24 protein-coding genes and 4 tRNA genes are annotated in these 21,591 nt (G+C 66.0%); 10 read left to right on the top strand and 18 right to left on the bottom strand.

The genetic code is table 11. The features are described from left to right. Window positions 1-22: 22 nt before the first annotated feature. A complete protein-coding gene (locus ACTCB7_RS09960; protein WP_463006548.1) occupies window positions 23-997 on the bottom strand; it encodes a zinc-dependent alcohol dehydrogenase in 975 nt (324 codons plus the stop codon). A gap of 228 nt (window positions 998-1,225) precedes the next feature. Between ACTCB7_RS09960 and ACTCB7_RS09955 the strand changes: the two genes are divergently transcribed. From ACTCB7_RS09955 to dusA, 4 genes are all read left to right on the top strand, one after another. Beyond that, window positions 1,226-1,999: a CDP-alcohol phosphatidyltransferase family protein gene (locus ACTCB7_RS09955; RefSeq protein WP_463006547.1), complete on the top strand. Its 774-nt coding sequence runs from the start codon at window positions 1,226-1,228 to the stop codon at window positions 1,997-1,999. Continuing rightward, window positions 1,996-2,613, top strand: coding sequence for a YceI family protein (locus ACTCB7_RS09950; RefSeq protein WP_463006546.1), 618 nt, complete (start codon window positions 1,996-1,998; stop codon window positions 2,611-2,613). Before ACTCB7_RS09955 ends, ACTCB7_RS09950 begins: the two co-directional genes overlap by 4 nt. Window positions 2,614-2,723: 110 nt before the next feature. After that, window positions 2,724-3,764, top strand: coding sequence for a succinylglutamate desuccinylase/aspartoacylase family protein (locus ACTCB7_RS09945; RefSeq protein ID WP_463006545.1), 1,041 nt, complete (start codon window positions 2,724-2,726; stop codon window positions 3,762-3,764). A gap of 87 nt (window positions 3,765-3,851) precedes the next feature. Beyond that, on the top strand, window positions 3,852-4,874 hold the full coding sequence (gene dusA / locus ACTCB7_RS09940) for a tRNA dihydrouridine(20/20a) synthase DusA (RefSeq protein WP_463006544.1): 1,023 nt from the start codon (window positions 3,852-3,854) through the stop codon (window positions 4,872-4,874). A gap of 133 nt (window positions 4,875-5,007) precedes the next feature. Here dusA and groL read toward each other — a convergent pair whose 3' ends face one another. The 3 genes from groL to ACTCB7_RS09925 form a co-directional block, all read right to left on the bottom strand. Beyond that, window positions 5,008-6,648, bottom strand: a complete 1,641-nt coding sequence (groL, locus tag ACTCB7_RS09935) for a chaperonin GroEL (RefSeq protein ID WP_463006543.1) — start codon at window positions 6,646-6,648, stop codon at window positions 5,008-5,010. A gap of 69 nt (window positions 6,649-6,717) precedes the next feature. After that, a complete protein-coding gene (locus tag ACTCB7_RS09930; RefSeq protein ID WP_163649132.1) occupies window positions 6,718-7,011 on the bottom strand; it encodes a co-chaperone GroES in 294 nt (97 codons plus the stop codon). 182 nt (window positions 7,012-7,193) lie between these two features. Continuing rightward, window positions 7,194-7,697: an FxsA family protein gene (locus tag ACTCB7_RS09925; protein ID WP_463006542.1), complete on the bottom strand. Its 504-nt coding sequence runs from the start codon at window positions 7,695-7,697 to the stop codon at window positions 7,194-7,196. Window positions 7,698-7,868: 171 nt separating this feature from the next. Here ACTCB7_RS09925 and ACTCB7_RS09920 point away from each other — a divergent pair, with 171 nt between their 5' ends. Then, a complete protein-coding gene (locus ACTCB7_RS09920; protein WP_463006541.1) occupies window positions 7,869-8,630 on the top strand; it encodes an SDR family oxidoreductase in 762 nt (253 codons plus the stop codon). Between the two features lie 121 nt (window positions 8,631-8,751). Here the strand turns inward: ACTCB7_RS09920 and ACTCB7_RS09915 are convergent, their stop codons facing one another. Continuing rightward, the gene (locus tag ACTCB7_RS09915) at window positions 8,752-9,021 is read right to left on the bottom strand and encodes a ComEA family DNA-binding protein (protein ID WP_224414531.1); all 270 of its coding nucleotides are present in this window, start codon (window positions 9,019-9,021) and stop codon (window positions 8,752-8,754) included. 216 nt (window positions 9,022-9,237) lie between these two features. On the opposite strand from ACTCB7_RS09915, the gene pyrF reads away from it, so the two are divergent. Next, window positions 9,238-9,942: an orotidine-5'-phosphate decarboxylase gene (pyrF, locus tag ACTCB7_RS09910; protein WP_463006540.1), complete on the top strand. Its 705-nt coding sequence runs from the start codon at window positions 9,238-9,240 to the stop codon at window positions 9,940-9,942. A 3-nt stretch (window positions 9,943-9,945) separates the two neighbouring features. Here the strand turns inward: pyrF and lapB are convergent, their stop codons facing one another. Genes lapB through ACTCB7_RS09895 form a run of 3 tightly spaced genes read right to left on the bottom strand, consistent with a single transcriptional unit; the run spans window position 9,946 to window position 11,785 of the window. Further along, a complete protein-coding gene (lapB, locus tag ACTCB7_RS09905; RefSeq protein WP_224414533.1) occupies window positions 9,946-11,130 on the bottom strand; it encodes a lipopolysaccharide assembly protein LapB in 1,185 nt (394 codons plus the stop codon). Continuing rightward, window positions 11,131-11,436, bottom strand: a complete 306-nt coding sequence (locus ACTCB7_RS09900; protein WP_163649126.1) for a lipopolysaccharide assembly protein LapA domain-containing protein — start codon at window positions 11,434-11,436, stop codon at window positions 11,131-11,133. Between the two features lie 37 nt (window positions 11,437-11,473). Continuing rightward, window positions 11,474-11,785 (bottom strand): integration host factor subunit beta, encoded by a 312-nt coding sequence (locus tag ACTCB7_RS09895; protein WP_318010291.1) that lies wholly within the window; start codon window positions 11,783-11,785, stop codon window positions 11,474-11,476. A 230-nt stretch (window positions 11,786-12,015) separates the two neighbouring features. Here ACTCB7_RS09895 and ACTCB7_RS09890 point away from each other — a divergent pair, with 230 nt between their 5' ends. Further along, complete coding sequence (locus ACTCB7_RS09890; RefSeq protein ID WP_463006573.1) at window positions 12,016-12,243, top strand: FAD assembly factor SdhE; 228 nt, start codon at window positions 12,016-12,018, stop codon at window positions 12,241-12,243. Then, on the top strand, window positions 12,203-12,598 hold the full coding sequence (locus tag ACTCB7_RS09885; protein ID WP_463006539.1) for a hypothetical protein: 396 nt from the start codon (window positions 12,203-12,205) through the stop codon (window positions 12,596-12,598). The genes ACTCB7_RS09890 and ACTCB7_RS09885 overlap by 41 nt, the downstream gene beginning before the upstream one ends. Here the strand turns inward: ACTCB7_RS09885 and nadB are convergent. The 8 genes from nadB to uvrY form a co-directional block, all read right to left on the bottom strand. Beyond that, complete coding sequence (gene nadB, locus ACTCB7_RS09880) at window positions 12,575-14,152, bottom strand: L-aspartate oxidase (RefSeq protein ID WP_463006538.1); 1,578 nt, start codon at window positions 14,150-14,152, stop codon at window positions 12,575-12,577. The two genes, ACTCB7_RS09885 and nadB, sit on opposite strands and share 24 nt — an antisense overlap. After that, window positions 14,139-15,305 carry an FUSC family protein gene (locus ACTCB7_RS09875; RefSeq protein ID WP_224414538.1) on the bottom strand — a complete coding sequence of 389 codons (1,167 nt, stop codon included), beginning with the start codon at window positions 15,303-15,305 and terminating at the stop codon, window positions 14,139-14,141. Before ACTCB7_RS09875 ends, nadB begins: the two co-directional genes overlap by 14 nt. A gap of 125 nt (window positions 15,306-15,430) precedes the next feature. Next, a tRNA-Leu gene (locus ACTCB7_RS09870) sits at window positions 15,431-15,517 on the bottom strand. 42 nt (window positions 15,518-15,559) lie between these two features. Beyond that, window positions 15,560-15,633: transfer RNA gene (locus ACTCB7_RS09865), tRNA-Cys, on the bottom strand. Between the two features lie 116 nt (window positions 15,634-15,749). Continuing rightward, a tRNA-Gly gene (locus tag ACTCB7_RS09860) sits at window positions 15,750-15,824 on the bottom strand. Between the two features lie 57 nt (window positions 15,825-15,881). Then, window positions 15,882-16,430, bottom strand: a complete 549-nt coding sequence (pgsA, locus tag ACTCB7_RS09855) for a CDP-diacylglycerol--glycerol-3-phosphate 3-phosphatidyltransferase (RefSeq protein WP_163649120.1) — start codon at window positions 16,428-16,430, stop codon at window positions 15,882-15,884. Window positions 16,431-16,491: 61 nt separating this feature from the next. Beyond that, complete coding sequence (gene uvrC / locus ACTCB7_RS09850; RefSeq protein WP_463006537.1) at window positions 16,492-18,306, bottom strand: excinuclease ABC subunit UvrC; 1,815 nt, start codon at window positions 18,304-18,306, stop codon at window positions 16,492-16,494. Between the two features lie 63 nt (window positions 18,307-18,369). Beyond that, window positions 18,370-19,017 (bottom strand): UvrY/SirA/GacA family response regulator transcription factor, encoded by a 648-nt coding sequence (uvrY, locus tag ACTCB7_RS09845; protein WP_463006536.1) that lies wholly within the window; start codon window positions 19,015-19,017, stop codon window positions 18,370-18,372. A 206-nt stretch (window positions 19,018-19,223) separates the two neighbouring features. On the opposite strand from uvrY, the gene ACTCB7_RS09840 reads away from it, so the two are divergent. Next, window positions 19,224-19,299 (top strand) — tRNA-Ala (locus tag ACTCB7_RS09840). 241 nt (window positions 19,300-19,540) lie between these two features. Continuing rightward, window positions 19,541-19,798 carry a hypothetical protein gene (locus ACTCB7_RS09835; protein ID WP_463006535.1) on the top strand — a complete coding sequence of 86 codons (258 nt, stop codon included), beginning with the start codon at window positions 19,541-19,543 and terminating at the stop codon, window positions 19,796-19,798. A gap of 133 nt (window positions 19,799-19,931) precedes the next feature. On the opposite strand, the gene ACTCB7_RS09830 is transcribed toward ACTCB7_RS09835, so the two are convergent. Beyond that, window positions 19,932-20,300: a helix-turn-helix domain-containing protein gene (locus tag ACTCB7_RS09830; protein ID WP_463006534.1), complete on the bottom strand. Its 369-nt coding sequence runs from the start codon at window positions 20,298-20,300 to the stop codon at window positions 19,932-19,934. 16 nt (window positions 20,301-20,316) lie between these two features. Next, window positions 20,317-21,207, bottom strand: a complete 891-nt coding sequence (locus tag ACTCB7_RS09825; protein ID WP_463006533.1) for an EAL domain-containing protein — start codon at window positions 21,205-21,207, stop codon at window positions 20,317-20,319. Window positions 21,208-21,591: the final 384 nt, after the last annotated feature.

Here is a 21,591-nt window from a genome sequence, read left to right as displayed (position 1 = left end):
CCTTGTCTCGCGATTCGGGCATTCATGCATAGCGCAGGCGATGGCAGAGGGCGCCGCGGGCCGCAGCCAGCCGCGGCATCAGTTCTGGCAGGTCGGCAAACGGGCTTTCGGCCTCGATCAGCGCGTCCAGGCGAGGATCGGCCAGCAGCTCGAGGGCCAGCCCCAGACGACGCCGATGCGACCAGCGTGCCCGGCGAGCCGGTGCCACGGCGCCCACCTGGCTGGAGATCAGGCGCAGGCGCCGGGCATGGAAGGCTTCCCCCAGGGGCAGGCTGACGCGCTGGCGACCGTACCAGCTCATCTCGACCAGCGTGGCCTCGAAGCCCGCCAGTGTCAGGCCGTGTTCCAGGCCCCGGGGCGCGCCGCTGACGTGAAACACCAGATCGGCATCGCCGCTGGCAGCGTCGGGGGTGCGGAAGCTCACGCCCAGCGCCCGGGCGAGAGCGGCACGCTCGGGGTCGATGTCGATCAGTTCCACTTGCGTGCCGGGCAGGCCTGTACAGAGGTGGGCCACAAGGGCGCCGACCACCCCGGCGCCGATGACCGCGATACGATCGCCGGGACGTGCCGCCGCGTCCCACACGCCGTTGAGGGCGGTTTCCATGTTGGCGGCGAGGACCGCGCGTGCGGCGGGAAGTGCTTCGGGCAGGGGGACGACGGCGTCGGCCGGTACCAAGTAGCGGTCCTGATGCGGATGCAGGCAGAACACCTCGCGGTCACGCCACTCCATCGGGCCGTCTTCGACCACGCCCACGCTGGCATAGCCGTACTTCACCGGCCCCGGGAAATCGCCCGCCTGAAAGGGGGCCCGCATGCGCTGATACTCGGAAGCGGGAACGCCGCCATTGAACACCAATGCCTCGGTGCCCCGGCTGATACCGCTGTAACGGGCACGCACCTGCAACTGGCCATCCCGGGGTGCAGGCAGCGGTTCTTCGCGCAGGGCGCCATGGCCGGGAGCGAGTGTCCAGAAGGCCGTGGCAGTCGTGGTGGGCATGACAGCGTCCTTGTGGTCAGCGCGGCGTGACCGGTGCGATCCGATCCGAAGACATCGCGCATCGTAAAACTGTTGTAGAATTATTGTACAGTGTGGCGTCCTTGTCACGGGGCCTGCTGGAAAGGGCGGTGGCGTGATGCGTCGCCTGCCATAGTGAACACACACGTTCCCCCGTCGCGGCCTCCGGCGTCAAGCCGCGAAGCCTGCCCTGGATCAAGGAGGTGGTATATGACGGGATCGACCGGAAGGCAGGACGACCGGCGGCCTGGGCGGACCCGCGCTGCCGAGGGGCTGCTGGGGCTGGTGACGTTCGTGCTGTTGACCGAACTGCTGTTGCTGTGGCTGTCGGGACCGGCCGGGTGGCGGCTGAGTGCCGGGGCCGTCTTTGCGGGAATGCTGGCGATGGTGCTGTGGCGGCTGCCGGTGACGCGTGAGCCGCTGGGCTGGGCCAATCGGGTCACGCTGGTGCGCGGCATGCTGGTGGCCATGATCGCCGGGGCGGTGGTATTTCCCGAGTTCATGGCCAGCCGCGGTGGCGCCATGGCGGGGCTGGCGCTGGTGGCGCTGCTGCTCGATGGCGTGGACGGCTGGGTGGCCCGGTTGACCCATTCGGTGTCGCGTTTCGGGGCGCGCTTCGACATGGAGCTCGACGCTTTCTTCATCCTGGTACTGTGTTCCGCGCTGGTCGCGTTGGACAAGGCCGGGCCCTGGGTCCTGGCCATCGGGGCCCTGCGTTACCTGTTCGTGGCGGCCGGCTGGTATGCGGCCTGGTTGAGGCGGCCGTTGCCGGAGAGCCGACGGCGCAAGGTGATCTGCGTCTGGCAGGTGGCGACCCTGCTGACGGGGTTGCTGCCGTTCGCACCGGTACCGCTTGTCGCTCTGCTGGCCGGTGTCGCGCTGGTCCTGCTGGTGCTGTCGTTCGTACTGGACATCCACTGGCTGTGGCGACAGCGTCATCAGCCGGTCTTCGAGCATCATCGATCCCGTGGAGGTGTCTCATGAGCATGAGGGGGTGTTGGGTATCGCGTTCGGCCCGGGCTATCGCCCTGGCGCTGCTGCTGGGCCTGTCGCTGATCGCGGGCATGGCGCGGGCGGCGCCGGCCACGTATCGCATCGATCCGGAGCATTTTTCGATCGGCTTTCTCGTCTCGCACATCGGCTACGAGCGGTTGCTGGGGCAGTTCCTCGAGGGCGAGGGCGAGTTCGTCTATGACGAGGCCACCCGTACCCTGGGACAGGGGCGTATCGAGATCGCCGCGGATAGCGTCTTCACCAACCACGATGCGCGCGACAGCCACGTGCGAGGTGGTGATTTCCTCGCCGCCGGCAAGTACCCGGCGATCGTCTTCGAGCCGACCCGGCTGGTCACCGAGGACGGCCGCCACGGCAGGTTGGTCGGGGATCTGACCCTGCGGGGGCAGACGCATCCTGTGACCCTGGACGTGACCCTCAACAAGGCGGCGATGTACCCGTTCGGCCACAAGGCCTACACCCTGGGAATATCGGCACGTACCACGCTCTCGCGCAGCCGCTGGGGGATGACCTACGGCGTGGCCGACGGCCTGGTGGGAGATGAGGTCGAGGTGCTGCTCGAGTTCGAGGCGATTCGCCAGTGAAGGTGGTTCGTTCGGGAATGGAGGCCCGATACGTACCCAAAGGGGGGTCGCCAATTCGGGTTCGGGTCAGTATAAGGGAGCCATGATCCATCCGAGGACTGTGCAGGACCATGGCTCGAGCTCCCTTTGAACTGGCCGGCGTGCGGATTGCGCCGGGCTCCCGCGCCCAGATCGATGTTCCGGTCGCCAAGCTTTATACACACGCGCCGCTGCACATTCCCGTGGAGGTCGTGCATGGTCGCCAGCCGGGGCCGGTATTGCTGGTGTGCGGAGCGATCCACGGCGACGAGATCAACGGGGTCGAGATCGTGCGGCGCCTGCTGCGCTCGGCGTCGATCCGGCGCTTGCGCGGTACCCTGATTGCGGTGCCGATCGTCAACGTCTTCGGCTTCGTGCAGCATACGCGCTACCTGCCGGATCGGCGCGATCTCAACCGCTGTTTTCCCGGTAGCGAAACGGGGTCGCTGGGCTCGCGGATCGCGGCGCTCTTTCGCGAGCAGATCGTCGATCTCGCCACCCACATCATCGACCTGCATACCGGGGCCATCCATCGCACCAACCTGCCGCAGGTGCGTTCGCAACTCAGCGTAGGCACCGATACGGCAGCCATGGCCGAAGCCTTCGGCGCGCCGGTGATCCTCAACGCCGAACTGCGCGAGGGCAGTCTGCGCCATTACGCCCAGAGCCGGGGCGCGCCCGTGCTGACCTACGAAGCCGGGGAGGCGCTGCGCTTCGACGAGTGGGCGATTGCCCCGGGGGTGCGCGGAGTGCTGCGGGTGATGCGCCACCTAGGGATGCTGGCGGCCGACCATCGTCGACGGCGCGAGACGCCCGCGGCGGAGGTGGCCAATGGCTCGAGCTGGGCGCGGGCACCGATCGACGGCATCCTGCGCCCGCAGGTGCGCCTGGGCGCGCGGGTTGCCAGGGGGCAGGTGCTGGGGCGGGTCGCTGATCCCTTCGGTAACGCCGAGGGCGAGGTCCGCGCCAACGCCGATGGCATCGTCATCGGCATCAGCAATCTGCCGCTGGCCAACGAGGGCGAGGCGCTGTTCCATGTGGCGCGCTTCGAGGCCATCGAGGAGGCCGAGAGCGCCGTCGAGTCGTTCCAGTCGGATTACTACGAAGGCCTGCCGGACCCCGAGCGGCCGTGACGGCCCGGGTACTGGGCGCTCGGAGCCTTCTTGCGTACAATGCGCGCTTTCCGGCAACCGCCCGAATGAACATTCCGGAGGCCATCGATGATGCAACCGACAGGTCATGATCCCCTGGCGCGTGCGCGCCGCTTTTCCGTGGCGCCGATGATGGACTGGACGACGCGCGACTATCGGGCGTTTGCACGGACCCTGAGCCGCCGCGCGCTGCTCTATACCGAGATGGTCACCAGCGGCGCCATCCTGCACGGCTCGCCGCGCGAGCGTTTTCTGGGCCATGACGACGTTGAGCATCCACTGGCCCTGCAGCTGGGCGGCAGCGACGCCGGGGAACTGGCTGAATGCGCGGCTATCGCCGAGGCGTGGGGCTACGACGAGGTCAATCTGAATGTCGGCTGCCCCAGTGACCGGGTGCAGAACAACCTGATCGGTGCCTGCCTGATGGCGCACCCGGACAAGGTGGCCGCCGCCGTGACGGCGATGCAGGCAGCGGTCTCGATTCCGGTGACCGTCAAGTGTCGCATCGGCATCGATGATCAGGACGAGGACGCCGACCTGGCGCGTTTCATCGCCGAGGTGGCCGATGCGGGCTGCGAGACCTTCATCATCCATGCGCGCAAGGCCTGGCTGGAGGGGCTCTCGCCCAAGGAAAACCGCGACGTGCCGCCGCTCAACTACCCGCGGGTCCATCGCCTCAAGCGCGACAACCCGCGGCTGCATATCGGCATCAACGGCGGGATCAAGACGCTCGATGAGTGCCGTTCCCACCTCGAGCACGTCGACAGCGTGATGATCGGCCGCGAGGCCTACCAGAATCCCTGGCTGCTGGCCGGGGTGGACGAGGCCCTCTACGGTGAGCCTGGCCCGGCGGCCACCCGGCACGAGGCGGCGCGGGCGCTGCGCCCCTATCTCGTCCGGCGCCTGGCGGAGGGGGCGAAACTCAATCACGTCACCCGCCATCTGCTGGGGCTGTTCCAGGGATGCCCGGGCGGGCGGCGTTTCCGCCGGCACCTGTCCGAGCACGCCCATCGCGAGGGGGCGGGCATCGCGGTCTTCGACGATGCGCTGGACCTGGTCCCCGAGACATCCCGTGAGCCGGCGATTGCCTGAATGATCCCGTAGCGCCACCGCCAGTCGCTCAGGCACACGAAACCAGGCACACGAAAAAAGCCCCACCGTGAGGTGGGGCTTTTCGATGCCGCCCATCCACACAGGACGGGCAGTCAGGCCGGGGCCGGTCGGCTTACATCATGCCGCCCATGCCACCCATGCCGCCCATGTCGGGGGCACCGCCTGCTTCCTTGTCTTCCGGATCGTCGGCGATCATCGCTTCGGTGGTGATCATCAGACCGGCGACGGATGCCGCGGACTGCAGGGCAGAGCGCGTGACCTTGGCCGGATCGAGAACACCCATCTCGAACAGGTCGCCGTACTCACCGGTCTGGGCGTTGTAGCCGAAGTTGCCTTCGCCGTCCTTGACGCGGTTGAGGATGACGGAAGCTTCTTCGCCGGCGTTGGTGACGATCTGGCGCAGCGGTGCTTCCATGGCGCGAACGGCGATGGCGACACCGTGGGTCTGGTCCTCGTTGTCACCCTTGAGGCCAGCAACCTTGGTCAGGATGCGCACCAGGGCGGTACCGCCCCCGGGCACGACGCCTTCCTCGACGGCGGCACGCGTGGAGTGCAGGGCGTCCTCGACGCGGGCCTTCTTCTCCTTCATCTCCACTTCGGTAGCGGCACCGACGCGGATCACGGCGACACCGCCGGCCAGCTTGGCGACACGCTCCTGCAGCTTCTCGCGGTCGTAATCGGAGGAGGTTTCCTCGATCTGGGCGCGGATCTGGCTGACGCGAGCCTCGATGTCACCTTCGGAACCGGAGCCATCGATGATGGTGGTGTTTTCCTTGGACATGGTGACGCGCTTGGCGCTGCCCAGGTGATCCAGGTTGGCCTGCTCGAGGGTCAGACCGACTTCCTCGGAGATCACGGTACCGCCGGTGAGGATGGCGATGTCCTGCAGCATGGCCTTGCGACGGTCACCGAAGCCGGGTGCCTTGGCGGCAGCGACCTTGACGATGCCGCGCATGTTGTTGACGACCAGGGTCGCCAGCGCTTCGCCTTCGATGTCCTCGGCGATGATCACCAGCGGCTTGCCGGCCTTGGCGACGCTCTCCAGTACCGGCAGCAGCTCGCGGATGTTGGAGATCTTCTTGTCGACCAGCAGCAGGAGCGGGTCTTCCAGCTCGACCGCCATGGTCTCCTGGTTGGTCACGAAGTAGGGCGACAGGTAGCCGCGATCGAACTGCATGCCCTCGACGACTTCCAGCTCGTCCTCGAAGCCACGGCCTTCATCGACGGTGATGACGCCTTCCTTTCCGACCTTCTCCATCGCCTCGGCGATGATCTGGCCGATGCGCGAGTCGCCGTTGGCGGAGATGGTGCCGACCTGGGCGATGGCCTTGGAATCGGTGCAGGGCACGGCCAGCTGCTCGATTTCCTTGACGGCAGCGTTGACGGCGTGGTCGATGCCGCGCTTGAGGTCCATCGGGTTCATGCCCGCGGTCACGCCCTTCAGGCCTTCGTTGACGATGGACTGAGCCAGAACAGTGGCGGTGGTGGTGCCGTCACCGGCCACGTCGGAGGTCTTGGAAGCGACTTCCTTGACCATCTGGGCGCCCATGTTCTCGAACTTGTCCTTGAGTTCGATTTCCTTGGCCACGGAAACCCCGTCCTTGGTGACGGTGGGCGCACCGAAGGACTTTTCCAGCACCACGTTGCGGCCTTTCGGGCCCAGCGTGGCCTTGACGGCGTCGGCGAGAACGTTGACACCACGCGCCATGCGCTTGCGAGCGTCGTCTGAGAACTTGATCTGTTTCGCTGCCATTTTCGTTACTTCCTGCTGTCAGTACGATGAACGAGATTGACGTGAAAAAGGGGCGGAGAAACCCGCGGCTTACCCTTCAACGACGGCCAGGATGTCCGATTCACTCATGATCAGGACTTCTTCCCCGTCGATCTTCTGCTTTTCGACGCCGAAGCCTTCCTTGAAGATGACAGTGTCGCCCACCTTGACATCCAGCGGACGCACTTCGCCGCTGTCGAGAATCCGGCCATTACCGACGGCGAGAATTTCGCCACGAGTCGGCTTTTCCTGGGCATTGCCCGGAAGCACGATTCCGCCAGCGGTTTTCTGTTCTTCTTCGACGCGACGGACGACGACGCGATCGTGCAAGGGACGGATGTTCATTGCTCACGTTCTCCTGATGGTTGCATGACTAGAATGCATTTCCCTGTTGAGCAAGGCTCACGGGCGGAAGGCAAAAGCCCCCCGGTGTCAAAGGCCTGCGTGACTACGAAGGCCGAAGCTTGTTGGCTGTTCCCTTGATGGGGACGCCCCGAGGGCTTTCAAGGGGCCGCGATGAAAAAAATTCACTGGCGAGGTTCGTCCTTGGCGATGAAGTCGCCTTCCAGGGGCTCGCCCTCGCTGTTGTGCGTATGGCGACGCTCGGCATCGGCTTCATGACGGGACGCGCCATCCCAGCCGGCGTCACCCGTCTGGTAGGTGTGCACGCTGAATCCGCGCAGTTGCGCCGGCAGCCGTTGCAACAGCCGGCCCAGCCAGCGGCGCGTGCCGGGCAGCAGGCACAGAAAGCCCAGCGTGTCCGAGAGAAACCCCGGAGCCATGAGCAGGGCGCCGCCGAAGATCAGGGCGGCCCCGGTCATGAGTTCCTCCGAGGGAATCTCGCCACGGGCGAAGCGTTCCTGAGCGCGGCGCAGGGTGGCGACCCCTTCACGCTTGATCAGGTGCAGGCCCAGGAAACCCGTACCCAGCACCAGCAGCAGCGTGGTCAGCAGGCCGATCTTGGCGCCGACGCTGAACAGGATGACGAAGTCGAGCAGGGCGAACAGAGTAAAGAAGAGCAGAACCGGCATAAGCGCTCCAGAACAATGGATGCCACTAAGATGGAGGCGCCGGCGCCGATTGCAAGTACGCGCGCGGCGCGGAGGACTCCGGCCATGGTGTCATGGTCCTCGGGGGGCCGTCATGCTATCTTGGAGTTATATTGCAGTGCACAAAACTGGCTGGAGTAGGGAGGAGTCATCATGCAACTGGACGGTGCCGTTATTGCCATCACTGGCGGGGCGCGGGGCCTGGGTCTGGCCATGGCAAGGATGCTGGGGGCGCGCGGCGCCCGTCTGGCCCTGCTGGACCGGGAGGCGGAGTCGCTGCAGTCGGCCGTCGACGGTCTGAAGGAAGGCGGGATCCATGCCGAGCCCTTCGTGACCGACGTCGCCGACGAGGGCTCGGTGACCGAGACGTTCGCCGCCATCGCCGAACGCCTGGGACCGGTCTCGGGGCTGGTCAACAATGCGGGCATCACGCGGGATGGGCTGCTGGTCAAGGCCAAGGAAGGCAAGGTCGAGAAGACCATGTCGCTGGCGCAGTGGCAGCAGGTCCTCGATGTCAACCTGACCGGGGTTTTCCTGTGTGGGCGCGAGGCGGCCAGCCAGATGATCGAGGCTGGCCACAAGGGAGTCATCGTCAATATCTCGAGCATCTCGCGGGCCGGCAACATGGGCCAGAGCAACTATGCCGCGACCAAGGCCGGGGTGGCGGCGCTGACCGTGACCTGGGCGAAGGAGCTGGCCCGGCACGGTATTCGCGTCGGCGCCGTGGCCCCGGGCTTCATCGAGACCGAAATGACCGCCTCGATGCGCCCCGACATGCTCGAGAAGATCACCAAGGGTGTGCCGCTGGGGCATCTGGGGCAGCCGGAGGATATCGCCGACAGCGTGCGCTACATCTTCGAGAACGCCTACTTCAGCGGGCGTGTTCTGGAGTGCGATGGCGCCCTGCGGCTGTAAGTTGCCGTACCCCTTCCGCCGAACCGGTGGGAGGGGCGCTCGACGAGGCAGGGAAAAGAGGGCGTGGCCGCCGGGCCACGCCCTCTTTATGTATGCAGGTGCAGGGCGCTCGGCTGGCTCATCAGAAGGCGAGGCGATCCTTGAGGCCCTCGGCCGTGGCCTCGCCGATGCCGTCGATACGCGTCAGGTCCTGGGCGGACGTGTAGTCGCCGTGGGCCTTGCGATCCTCGATGATGGCCCGGGCGCGGATCTCACCGATACCGGGCAGGGTGGCCAGCTGCTCGGCCGTGGCACTGTTGATATCGATCCTGGCGGGTTCCTGGGCCTGGGATGCGCCGGCACCGATGCCCAGGGCAAGGGCGAGCAGCAGGGGTGTCAGGTAGCGTTTCATGGGGCCTCCTTGTGGTCGGCGGATGAGCGGGCATGGTGCGTACCCGTCGTTTCAACGCTAAGGAAAAGCCGGCGGCGGCGTCAGTCGATATCGCTGCCTTTTTTGTAAGCTATCGCTTATATAAGCGTCAGCGCATGCCGACTCGGCGAGGGTCCGATCGGTGCGACCGGACTGGTATACTGCGCGACATTTCCCCCCATCCTCGCTGGAGTCATCATGGCCGCCACTCATTCTCCGTTGATCATCGCCCTGGATTACGCCTCGCTGGATGCGGCCCTGTGCATGGCCGATCAGCTCGACCCCCGTCGCTGCCGGCTCAAGGTGGGCAAGGAGTTGTTCACGCGCAGCGGTCCTGCCGTGGTGGAGGCGTTGCATGGCCGGGGGTTCGAGGTGTTTCTGGATCTCAAGTTCCACGACATTCCCAATACCGTGGCCGGTGCCGTGCAGGCCGCGGCCGAGCAGGGCGTCTGGATGGTCAACCTGCATGCCTCGGGCGGGCGGCGGATGATGACGGCGGCCCGCGAACGTCTCGATGCGCATGGCCTGTCGACCCATCTGATCGCGGTAACGGTGCTGACCAGCATGGAGCGCCAGGATCTGGCCGAGGTGGGGGTCGATAGCGAGCCGGCGGAGCAGGTCGAGCGCCTGGCCCGGCTGTCCCGGGACAGCGGCATGGACGGCGTGGTCTGCTCGGCCCGGGAGGCGGCGGCGATCAGCGCGAGTTGCGGCGCGCAGTTCCTGAAGGTGACCCCCGGCATCCGCCCGGCCTCCTCGGCCGCCGACGATCAGCGGCGCGTGCTGACTCCGGCTCGGGCCATGGCGTCGGGCAGCACGCATCTGGTGGTGGGACGTCCGGTCACTCAGGCGCATGAGCCGATGGAGGCGTTGGCGGCTATCGAGGACGAGCTGGCCGGCAGCTGAGCGTCACTCGCCCTCCAGGCCGGTGATCGGCTTGGTGGTGCCCCACTGGCGGCAGCGCGGACACTGCCAGTGCAGCTGGCCGCCGGCGAAGCCGCAGCGGTGGCAGCGAAAGCGCGGCCGGGCCTCGAGCAGCTTGGCGGTGTGCTGCTTGAGCAGGGTGACGGGCTGACGCTGGTCGGGATCGGGGGTGTCGAGGTAGAGACTCATCAGGTAGTCCAGCCCCCGCAGGCTGGGGGTCCGTGCCAGCTGTTCGCTGACGTAGCGCGCGGCGGCCTCGAGGCCGTCATGCTGCTCGATCTGGCGGGCCAGCATGATGATGGTGCTGATGTGCGGTGCCCGCTCGATCCACTGCGTCAGGCAGCGCTCCAGGCCGTCCTCGTCCTCCAGCTTCAGGTAGGCATCGCGCGCCGGTTCGAGAATGATGGGGATGAAGTCGCGATCCTGTTCGGCGAGCCGCTGCAGCAGGCGGATCTGCTGCTTGTAGTGGCCGGTGTCGCGCTCCAGGGTGGCCAGCAGCCAGTTGGCGCGCACGCAGTGGTCGTCGATGCTCAGGGCCTGGCGCAGCTTCTTTCGCGCCAGCGCCGGGCTGGCGGAGTGCATGTCCAGCTCGGCCAGTTCGCACAGCCAGTGGGCGGCGGCCCGGCGCGTTGCCGCGTCCTGGCGGGTCAGCTGGGGGTGAGCGGTCTCCAGGGCCTTGTGCCATTCCCGCTCGCGTTCGTAGAGGTCGACCAGCAGGCGCTTGGCGGTCTGGCGGCGAGTCTCGTCGGGACATTCCCGCGCCAGGGGCTGCAGCAGCCGCTCGGCGCGATCGAGCACGCCCAGATGGAGGAAGTCACGGGCCAGCTCGAGCTGCACCTGATCGCTCTGTCCGGCCGTCAGGGCGGGGCGGGCCAGCAGATTCTGATGGATCTTGACCGCCCGGTCGGCTTCCCCGCGCAGGCGAAACAGGTTGCCGAGGGCGATATGCGTCTCGATGGTGTCGCTGTTGACTTCCAGCGCCTGGACGAAGGTTTCGATGGCCTGATCGGGCTGCTCGTTGAGCAGGTAGTTGAGCCCCACGAAATAGTCCCGCGACAGGCGATTCGTCGGAGGCGAGGCGGATGTCGAGCGTCCCTGCTCGCGGCGTCCCAGCCACCAGCCGATGGCAATTGCCGCCAACAACAAGGCCAGCAGCATCAGATCGGGCATTTAGGGAATTTCCTTGAACTCCTGGATGCGCAGGCGATCGAGTTCCTTGCGTTGTTGCTGGTTGTGGCGCTGGGCACGCGTCAGCAGGGTGCGCAGGCGCAGGTAGACGCCGGTCATGGCCAGCATGCCGAGAATCACGCCGCAGGCCAGGGCGACCAGCAGCCACAGCGAGAGGGACGCGGCCGGGAGTTCGACCCAGATGAGGTTCAGGGGGACCGCCTGTTGGTTGTTGACGGCGAAGAGGATGCCGAGAAGCAGAACGACCAGCAGTATGATTGCGAGCAGCAGGCCTTTTAGCCAACGCATAGTGGTTTCCTTTGTGACGATCTCTCGGGCAGAGCGGCTAGTAGCCCAGGGCTCGACTGGCGTCGACCTGCTCGCGCAGCTCCTTGCCCGGCTTGAAGTGTGGCACGAACTTGCCATCCAAATCGACCGGGTCGCCGGTCTTGGGATTGCGGCCGATGCGGGGTTCACGGTAGTGAAGCGAGAAGCTGCCGAAGCCGCGGATCTCGACCCGTCCGCCATCGGCCAGGGCATTGGTGATGTCGTCGAGGATGATCCGTACGGCGGCTTCGACTTCCTTGATCGACAGCTCCGGCTGTCGCATGGCGATCTGCTCGATCAATTCTGATTTGGTCATCGGTCGTCTCCACACGGCTGACCCGCCTGCGGGCGTGTCTTTTTGTTTTTGTCAGCATACTCGGCAAGTCGTGAGAAAACAACGCACTAGCCATGTCAGGCCGCACCGTGCCGGCGGCCCCGGCGCATGTCGTCCGTACACCGCCTCGGGTATACTGCCCGGACATTCCACCCAGTCAAAGCGAGGTTTTCCCGGTGAGTGAAGCGTCCACGCTGAAACGTCTCTACTGGCATTCACGGCGCGGCATGTGGGAGCTGGACCTGCTGCTGCTGCCGTTTCTCGAGCATCGCTACCCCACGCTGGAGGCGGCGGACCAGCAGGCCTACCAGGCCCTGATCGAGTGCGAGGACCAGGACTTGTTCGTGTGGCTGATGCGACGGGAATGGCCCGAGGAGCCGGCACTGCGGCGGGTCGTCAAGATGATCGTCGAGTATGCGGAAACAACCGGTAACGATCAGTATCGCACCCTCTAGACTGTCGCGACTGCTGGCGGCCGTGCTGGCCGGCGGTGTGGTGGCGCTGGCGGCCCGCTACGGGCCGCCCTGGCTGGCGCTGCTGGCGACACCGGCCCTGGCTGCGGGTCTGTGGCGCGAGTGGCGCCGGGCGGATACCTGGCAGTTGCGCTGGGTGCCGGGCCCGGGGCGTGGCTGGCAGCAATACCGGGCCGGACGCTGGGAAACCGTGCGGGTGACGAGCTTCTATCTCGGGCCCTGGCTGCTGGGGGTGCGCGTCGGCGGGAGCCGCTGCTGGGTCTGGCCCGACAGTACCGACGCGCGCCAGCGCTGGCAGCTTCGGCGCCTGCTGCTATGGGCGCCGGATCAGGCGTGAGCGGGAGGGCCGGGCCGGCCCCGGCAGGTGTGCCGGACAGTCCCGGTTGAAGTGCAGCCCGCGGGATTCGCGCCGCTGGCGGGCCGCCTCCAGCATCAGCGCGGCGAGGCTCAGGGCCTGCTGCAGCCGGGTGGCGGCGACGCTGGGTGGGCGGTCCTGCCACAGTGGCGCGTAGGTCTCTTCCAGCGCGGCGACAGCGGCGCTGCCCGCTGCAAGCCCGGCGTCGCTGCGCACGATGCCGGCGGCCTCGCTCATGATCTCGCGCAGGGCCATGAGCCCCTTGTCGGCCTGCTGGTCCGGCATGGGCGAGGTGTCCTGCCAGCTGGGCACGAGCGGCTCCCGTCGCGCCGTGTCGTCGGTCCGGCGCAGGGCGGCGGCGGCCGCGCGGGCGAAGACCAGGCACTCCAGCAGCGAGTTGCTGGCCATGCGGTTGGCGCCATGCAGCCCGGTGCAGGCGACCTCGCCGATCGCATAGAGGTGGGGTACGTCGCTGGCGCCGTCGAGATCGGTGGCGATCCCGCCGCAGCTGTAATGGGCGGCCGGCACCACGGGAATCGGCTCGCGGGTGATGTCCAGCCCCCGGGCGCGACAGTGTGCCAGGATCGTCGGGAAATGGTGGGCGATGCGTTCCGCGGGCAGGTGGGTGATATCGAGCAGCACATGCGTGGCGCGGGTGCGCTGCATCTCCGCGTGGATGGCCCGGGCGACGATATCGCGGGGCGCGAGTTCGGCGCGTGCGTCGTAGTCCGCCATGAAGGCTCGGCCGTGGATGTCGCGCAGGCGTCCGCCCTCGCCGCGTACCGCCTCGCTGATCAGGAAGGCCTCGCCCTCGGGGTCGTACAGGCAGGTGGGGTGGAACTGCTGGAATTCCAGGTTGGCGAGGGTCGCGCCGAGCCGGGCGGCCATGGCCATGCCTTCGCCGCAGGTCGGCGTCGGGCTGGTGGTATGCCGGAACAGGCCGCTGGCGCCGCCGGTGGCCAGCACGACGTCGCGGGCAACGAGCAGCTCGTGGCCACCCTCGGCGGTCAGGCACAGGGCGCCCCGGCAGGCCCCGCGGTCGTCGGCGACCAGTTCCAGGGCCTGACGGTCGTCGAGCAGGCGAATGCGCGGGTCGTCGGTGACCCGCGTCAGCAGTGTCTGCACCAGTGCCCGGCCGGTGGCATCGGCGGCATGGATGATGCGTCGTGTGCCGTGCCCGCCCTCGCGGGTCAGGTGGAAGGGGTAGGGGGCCTGCGGCGAGGTGTCCGGCGTGAAGGGCACGCCCATCGCCACCAGCCACTCGATGGCCGCCGTGCTGTGGGTCACCGTGAAGCGCACGGCGCGCTCGTCGCACAGGCCGTCACCGGCGATCAGGGTGTCGCGGACATGGTCGTCCACGGCGTCGCGGGGGTCGAGCACGGCGGCGATGCCGCCCTGGGCCCAGCGGCTGGCGCCGATGTCGTCGCCGGCCGGGCGCAGCAGCGTGACGTGCCGGTGGCCGGCCAGTTCGAGGGCCAGGGTCAGGCCGGCGGCGCCACCGCCGATGACGAGGACGTCATGCTCACTGCGCGTCATGGGGCTCCTTCCTTTTTCCAGTGTCGAGATCCGAGCCGGTGGCCAGGCGGCGTGCATCGCTGATCAGGGTGTGATGACTGGCGCGACGCCGCAGACGCTGGCTGGGCAGCCGCGGCAGGCCGGCGAGGTGATGGCTGAGTTCCTGCGTGAGCCGGGCCAGCTCGCGATTGAGCCACAGGTAGCCGCTGGGGCTGAAGAGCATGCGCCCGTCGACGCCGCGCGCGGCGATCGCCTGGGGGGCGTAGCGATCCAGGTCGAAGCGGGGCACCTGCAGCTCGATGGGCTGCCCGGTACGGATCTGGAAGGCCAGGGTGCCCATCGTGCGGGCCAGGTGGTGCTGTTCCTCGCGCAGTCCGTGCATGGCGTCGATACGCTCGTGCCCTTCCCGCGTGGTCCAGTGGGTTTCCAGCAGCAGCTCGGCCGTGGAGAGCACGCGGCGCTCCAGCGCCAGAATCGCCTCCAGGGCGTCGCGGCGCAACCGGCCTTCGCGATGAATGGCATCGACCAGGCCGCGCTGCTTGACCAGTTGTGCCGTGGTGGTCTTGAGCAGCTCGCGGGTGTCGACATCGATGGCGGCGGCGCTGGCGGTGTGGGCATGGTAGAGGCGTGCCAGCTTGTCGAGGTTGTCGGCCAGCAGGAAGCGGAAGACGTCGGTGGCCTTCTGAGGCAGTACCGTCAGGGTGACGCCGATGCCGATCAGCGTGCCCAGCAGGACATTGGCCGCCCGCCACAGGCCCACGCTCAGCTCGTGCTCGCCGTTGCCGACCACCAGCAGCAGGGTGATGCCGAACATCAGGGCGCTGTAGCCGTAGCGAGTGGCGAAGGTGGCGTGGGTGGCGATGGCGATGCCGATCAGGGTCCAGGCGGGAATCACGCCCGGCGGCGGGTCGGGGATCAGGATGAGCGTGATGCCCCAGACGGCGCCGAGCAGGGTGCCGAGCAGGCGCTGCAATCCCTTGTCCAGCACGCCGCCGATATGCGGCAGGTTGCCCATGACCATCAGGGCGCTGACCAGCGCCCAGCTGCCGTGGGGCAGTTGCAGGCCCTCGATGAGCGCATAGGTGACGACCAGCGCCAGGCTGGTGCGCAGCACGTGCAGGCGATGGCGATGATGATAGTTGAAGTAGGGGTCGCGAAGGCGCAGCGCCATCATGGCTCACTCCCTGGGTGAAGCGTGCTCGACGGGCCAAGGGCGATGCGGGACAGGTCTGGGGTCGAGCCGGAGATCGACGGCTTGCAGGAGCGGGGCGCCTCGGGCAAGTCGGTCACTGACAGGCCTGGTGCCCGGAGCCGGGCTCGAACCGGCACGGTGTTGCCACCGAGGGATTTTAAGTCCCTTGCGTCTACCAATTTCGCCATCCGGGCGTGACAAGCGGATTCGAATTGCCGGTGATGGGAAGGGGGAAATGGAGGCTGGAGTCGGAATCGAACCGGCGTACACGGAGTTGCAGTCCGCTGCATAACCACTCTGCCATCCAGCCTCATGAGTCGTGTCGTCTCTTGCCGAAGCAAGAAATGGAGCGGGAAACGAGATCGATCGGGCCGGCGTTCCGGCTCGCGACCTGCGTCATTCCACTCTCCCACCGGGGTGGGAATCTGGAGCGGGAAACGAGATTCGAACTCGCGACCCTCGCCTTGGCAAGGCGATGCTCTACCACTGAGCTATTCCCGCTTGACTCGAGAGCGAATTATACGGATAAGTGCGTGACTGTCAAACGATTATTGCCCGCTACAGTGAACGAGTGAGTTCCGGCCAGGCGGCGCGCAGGTATTGCAGCATCGACCACAGCGTGAGCAGGGCGGCCAGGTACAGCGTGACCGTGCCGATATCGGCGATCCCGGTGCCCGGAGGCGTGGCCAGCAGCAGCAGCAGCGCGACCATCTGCAGGGTGGTCTTGATCTTGCCGATCCAGGAGACGGCCACGCTGGCCCGCTTGCCCATCTCGGCCATCCATTCCCGCAGCGCGGAGATGACGATCTCGCGGCCGATGATCACCAGGGCGGGCAGGGTCAGCAGGACGCTGTCGAAGCGCTCGATCAGCAGCGCCAGGGCCACGGCCACCATGACCTTGTCCGCCACCGGGTCCAGGAAGGCGCCGAACGGCGTGCTCTGGTCCCAGCGCCGGGCGAGAAAACCGTCCAGCCAGTCGGTCACCGCCGCCAGGGCGAAGAGCGCGGCGGTGACCGTGTAGCTCCAGGCGAAGGGCAGGTAGAACAGGATCACCAGCAGGGGGATGAACACGATTCGCGCCAGGGTGAGAAGATTGGGTATGTTCATCGCTACGCCGAGATCCCTTGCCGGTAACTGGAGGGCTTCATTGTAACCGTCGGCCGTGGCTTCATCCATGCAGCGCCTGATGAATCGCCGTGGCCAGCTGCGCGCTGATGCCCGGGACCCGGGCGAGCTCCTCGCGGGTCGCCTGGCGCACCCCCTGCAGGCCGCCGAAGAAGCGCAGCAGTTCACGGCGGCGCTTGGGGCCGACGCCGGGAATGTCCTGCAGGGTCGAGGTGCGGCGCGCCTTGTCGCGACGCTGGCGGTGGCCGGTGATGGCGAAGCGGTGCGCCTCGTCGCGGACGTGCTGGATCAGATGCAGCGCCGGGGCGTTGCCTTCCAGTGTCAGGGTGTGATCGACGGTTTCCAGGAACAGGGTCTCGAGCCCCGGCTTGCGGGTGGTGCCCTTGGCGACGCCGATCAGGCGTACCCCGACTACCCCGAGGGTCTCGAACACCTCGCGAGCCATGTTGAGCTGCCCCTTGCCGCCATCCACCAGCAGGATGTCGGGTGACTTGCCTTCTCCCTTGCGCAGCCGCTTGAAGCGGCGCTCCAGCGCCTGGCGCATGGCCGCGTAATCGTCGCCGGCGGCCACGCCCTCGATGTTGAAGCGCCGGTAATCCGACTTGACCGGGCCGTCGCGATCGAACACCACACAGGATGCCACGGTCGCCTCGCCGTGGCTGTGACTGATGTCGAAGCACTCGATGCGCTCGGGCAGCGCGTCCATCGACAGGGCTTCTTGAAGGGATTCGAAGCGGCGCGTGAGCTGGGTGCGGTTGGCCAGCTCGGTGGCCAAGTGCTGTTCGGCATTGGTGCGGGCCAGTTGCAGCCACTGGGCGCGATGGCCGCGAACCTGGTGGGCGAGGCGGACCCGGCGGCCGGCCTGCCGGGAGAGCGCGGACTGCACGAGTTCGGCATCCGGCAGCACATGGCTGGTCAGGACTTCCTGGGGTAGCTCGCGGCCCTGACCGAGATAGTATTGGCTGATGAACTCGCCGAGCAAGGCGTCCGCAGCGAGATCCAGGCCGTTTTCCGGCGCATGATGGCGGGCGCCGAGCACGCGTCCCTGGCGGACCGTGAGGACGCTGATGCACAGCCCGCCCGGGCGCTCGGCGAGGGCGAAGATGTCGGCTTCACCGCTGCCGGTGTCGACGATCTGGCGCTCCTGGAGGCGGCGCAGCTGCTGGATCTGGTCGCGCAGGCGTGCCGCTTCCTCGAAGTCCAGCGCCCGGCTGGCGTCTTCCATATCTTGGGTCAGCTGCTGCGTGACCTGTTCGCTCTTGCCCTCGAGACACAGGATGGCGTTTTCCAGATCGCGCCGGTAGCCGCTTTCGCTGATGTAGTCGACGCAGGGTGCGCTGCAGCGATTGATCTGATACTGCAGGCAGGGGCGGTCGCGATGGGCGAAGACGCTGTCCTCGCAATTGCGGATGCGAAAGATCTTCTGCATCAGCGCCAGGCTCTCGCGCACCGCCGTGGAGCTGGGAAAGGGGCCCAGATAGCGGCCGTCGTTGCGCTTCTGGCGCGCCCGCTTGAACTCCAGCGCCGGGAAGGGGTGGCGGTCGCTGGCGAAGACATAGGGGTAGGACTTGTCGTCGCGCAGCAGGATGTTGTAGGGCGGACGCAGCTCCTTGATCAGTGTCTGCTCGAGCAGCAACGCCTCGGTTTCGCTGCGGGTGATGGTCACCTGAATGTCGGCGATGCGCCCCACCAGCGCCTGGGTCTTGGCGTTGAGCGCACCGCGGAAGTAGCTCGCCAGGCGTGCCTTGAGCCGCTTGGCCTTGCCGACGTAGAGCACGTTGCGCTCCTCGTCGAGCATGCGGTAGATGCCCGGCGATTCACTGACGGTCTTCAGGAAGTGCTTGGCGTCGAAACTCATGCCGGCTCGCTTCACCGATGAAGGAAAGCCTCGAGGATAACAGACTCGGCCTGGGCCCGAGGATCAGTCGGGCAGCTGGTAGCCGTCGATCAGGCCAAAGCGCAGCCCCAGGTGGGTCAGCTCCACATCGGAGTGCACACCGAGTTTCTCGAAGATCCGGTAACGGTAGGTGTTGACCGTCTTGGGGCTCAGGAAAAGGCTGTCGGAAATGTCGCTGACCTTGTGACAGTTGACGATCATCATGGCGACCTGCAGTTCGCGGCTCGATAGCTGGTCGAAGGGGTTTTCCTGATTGTCGAGCCTGGCAAGGACCAGGCGCTGGGCGATTTCCGAGCTGATGTAGCGCTGCCCGGCCTGCACGCCGTGAATCGCGCGCACCATCTCCTCGCGTTCCGTGCCCTTGCTGATGAAGCCGCTGGCACCGGCGTCCAGCAGCCGCTGGGCGAACGTGTCTTCCAGATAGGCGGTCAGCACGATCACCTTGATGTCGGACATGCCGCGCGCGATCTTGCGGGTGGCCTCCAGGCCGCCGATGCCGGGCATGCGGATGTCCATCAGCACGATGTCCGGACGCAGGCTGCGTGCCTGGCTGATGGCCTCCTCGCCATCCGCGGCCTCGCCGACGATGCTCAGACCGTCCTCGGCATCGAGCAGGTGGGCGATACTGGTACGAACCAGGTGATGATCGTCTGCAACTAGAATCCTGATCAAGCGTGCTCCTTCATCCCTCGGCAAGGGTGGCGCGACCCTGGCGTCGCCATTTCATGGGTCTCAGTTTACTGGGAACTAATGTTCGGATGCTAGCGATTCGGAGATGCGAAATCGCTTGACGGCGCCGCTCGGTATTTGTACTATACGTCCCGTTGTCGCACGGCGGACGCGGTTGCAACATGCCGCCAAGCACAATGACGTAAAAAGGGGCCTTAGCTCAGCTGGGAGAGCGCAACACTGGCAGTGTTGAGGTCAGCGGTTCGATCCCGCTAGGCTCCACCAACGAATTCAGGAAAGCCGCCCGATTCACTGCTGAATCGGGCGGCTTTTTTGTGTCGTTTCCATCAGCAGGTTTTTGGCGAAAGCGGGAAGCAGGCGAATGGTACGCCGGCCAGTCCTGTTCTCCCCCTCTTGTACGAGGGGCAAAAACCACTATCCTGACGAAACTGGTGATCCAAGGAATGGGTCGCCATTCGCTCCCGGCCCTCGACGGGGCTGGACGCATCATCTGGCAGGAGGCCACATGTTCAATCGCAGTCGACAAGTCACATGCCCCCATTGCGGCGAAACCAATTTCTGGAAGGGGAACCCCGGCCCGACGGACGAACTGTACTGTCGCGGCTGTGACGGTTTCGTCACCCTCTACGACGACTATATTCGTGATGCTATCCATCAGGAGGCGGAGCGGGTGCTGGCACAGTTCACCGAAGCCAGCACGGCGGAGGATCTTGCGCACCTCAAGGAAGTGCTTGCCGAGCCCGAGCAGCGTCTGAGCGCCTGATCAATTTAGCCGGTCACCGCCTCTCCGGCACTATTGGTGGTCCGGGGAGGCGTGCCGGCTGTGTACCTCTCGAGCCAGGCGGCAGCAGTACTTCCCGGCGCGCTTGCGCTGTCGGTGGTCCAGTCAAGCCGGGTTAAACGAGGTCCTGTTCGTCTCCCTGCATTGAGGGCGCGTCCCGGTCGAGCAGGCGAGAGAAGGCGATCAGCAGGCGACGCTTGTCGGCATCGAGGGTGGTGAACCGCGCTACCAGTTCGTCCATATCGGCATCATCGTCTGCCTGGTCGATCAGCAGGAAGAGGTCGGCCGGCCGACAACCCAGGGCTTTCGCCAGGCGATAGAACAGGCTGAAGCTGGGCGCGCTCAGGCCGCGCTCGATGCGAGACAGGTTGCCGACATGCGAGCCCACGATTTCCGCCACCTCGACCAGGGTCAGCCCCTGTTTCTGGCGCAGTCGACGCAGCGTTCTACCCAGTTCGCTTAATTCTTTTTGGTATTCAGGCATCCGGATGCTCCTGTTCTCAGTGGCGGATGCGGTCGTGGGACCGTTGTGTCTGGTTGCTTTCCGGCCCTTCATGGGTCTGGAATGCCAAAAGGTCCCGCTCACTGAAGATGCCGGGCTCCCGGATGGCCGGTGGCTGCCGGCAGTAGTCCGCCAGATGCTCCTGTGCCATGGGGCGTCCGAGGAAAAAGCCCTGTACGTATTCGCAGCCCATGGCCTCAAGGAACCGTAACTGGCTGGCATTTTCGACCCCTTCGACCACCAGCCGTTTGCTCAACGACTCCATGAAAGGCACCAGACCCCGAATGAAGCGTCGGGCCATGGCCGAAATGTTCAGCTCCGCGGTCACGGACCGATCCACCTTGACGACACTGACCTCGGAAAGCAGCAGGGCGTTGAAGTTGGCGTGGCCGGTCATGAAGTCATCGACGGCCAGCACGACGCTATGTGCTATCAGGCGGGGCAATACCTGTGCCTGCACCGTCGGATCGAGCGCCGTACCCTCGGTGATCTCTAGCATCAGCTGTCCCGGGGCGAGTCGATGAGCCGCCAGCCAGCCCAACAGCGCATTCACGAAACACTCGGATGCCAGGGAGGTGGGGCAGACATTGACGGCGAGGTAGAGGTGATGACCATAGCTTTCGCGCATCAAGGCGAGGAGCTGTAGGGCCTTGTCGAGTACCGCCATGTCGAAGGCGCAGGTCAGGTTCAGGCAGGTGATCCGATCGACGATCAATTGCGTGCTCGCCGGCTGGCCGGAGGCCGAAATCACGTCGAAGCGCGCGAGCATTTCGTAGCGCACCGGCTGGCGAGTATCGAGGCTGAACACGGGCTGAAAGACCGTGGTGAAGTCCTGTTTCTGCACGCAGCGGCGGATCTCGTCATCCCAGGGTTGTATGGCGGCTATCATGGCGCTACTCCTGTCAGTGCCAAGCACTATTTCCTTAAGTATTGCGAGGCAGCATACCGGGTAAAATTCGCGCCACAAGCATATTGGCGGGCATGTCACAATGTTTTGCAATTTGCGCACGATGCGCGGACTTGGCGCCACGTTGCGGCATGGTTACGCAAGAGAAGGTGACTCAGGTCAATGCCGAGATGGTCTGGTATCTGTATGCTCGTGAGGCAAGCCTGACCGGGCAGGAAGATTGCAGCATGGCGTGTCATGGAAGGAGTGCCGCAGGATGTCATCAAGGCGTTGATGCTCCTATATGTGTCAAGTCGTGTATTTTGTTAATTTGGGGCCATGCCGGAGGAGACGGTAAACCTCACGAACAATGTAACGCTTGAGGCA

The sequence above is a fragment of the Modicisalibacter sp. genome, from assembly GCF_055145905.1.
Note: the sequence above shows the minus strand (reverse complement) of the source record. Positions and strands in the feature narration are given on the sequence as shown.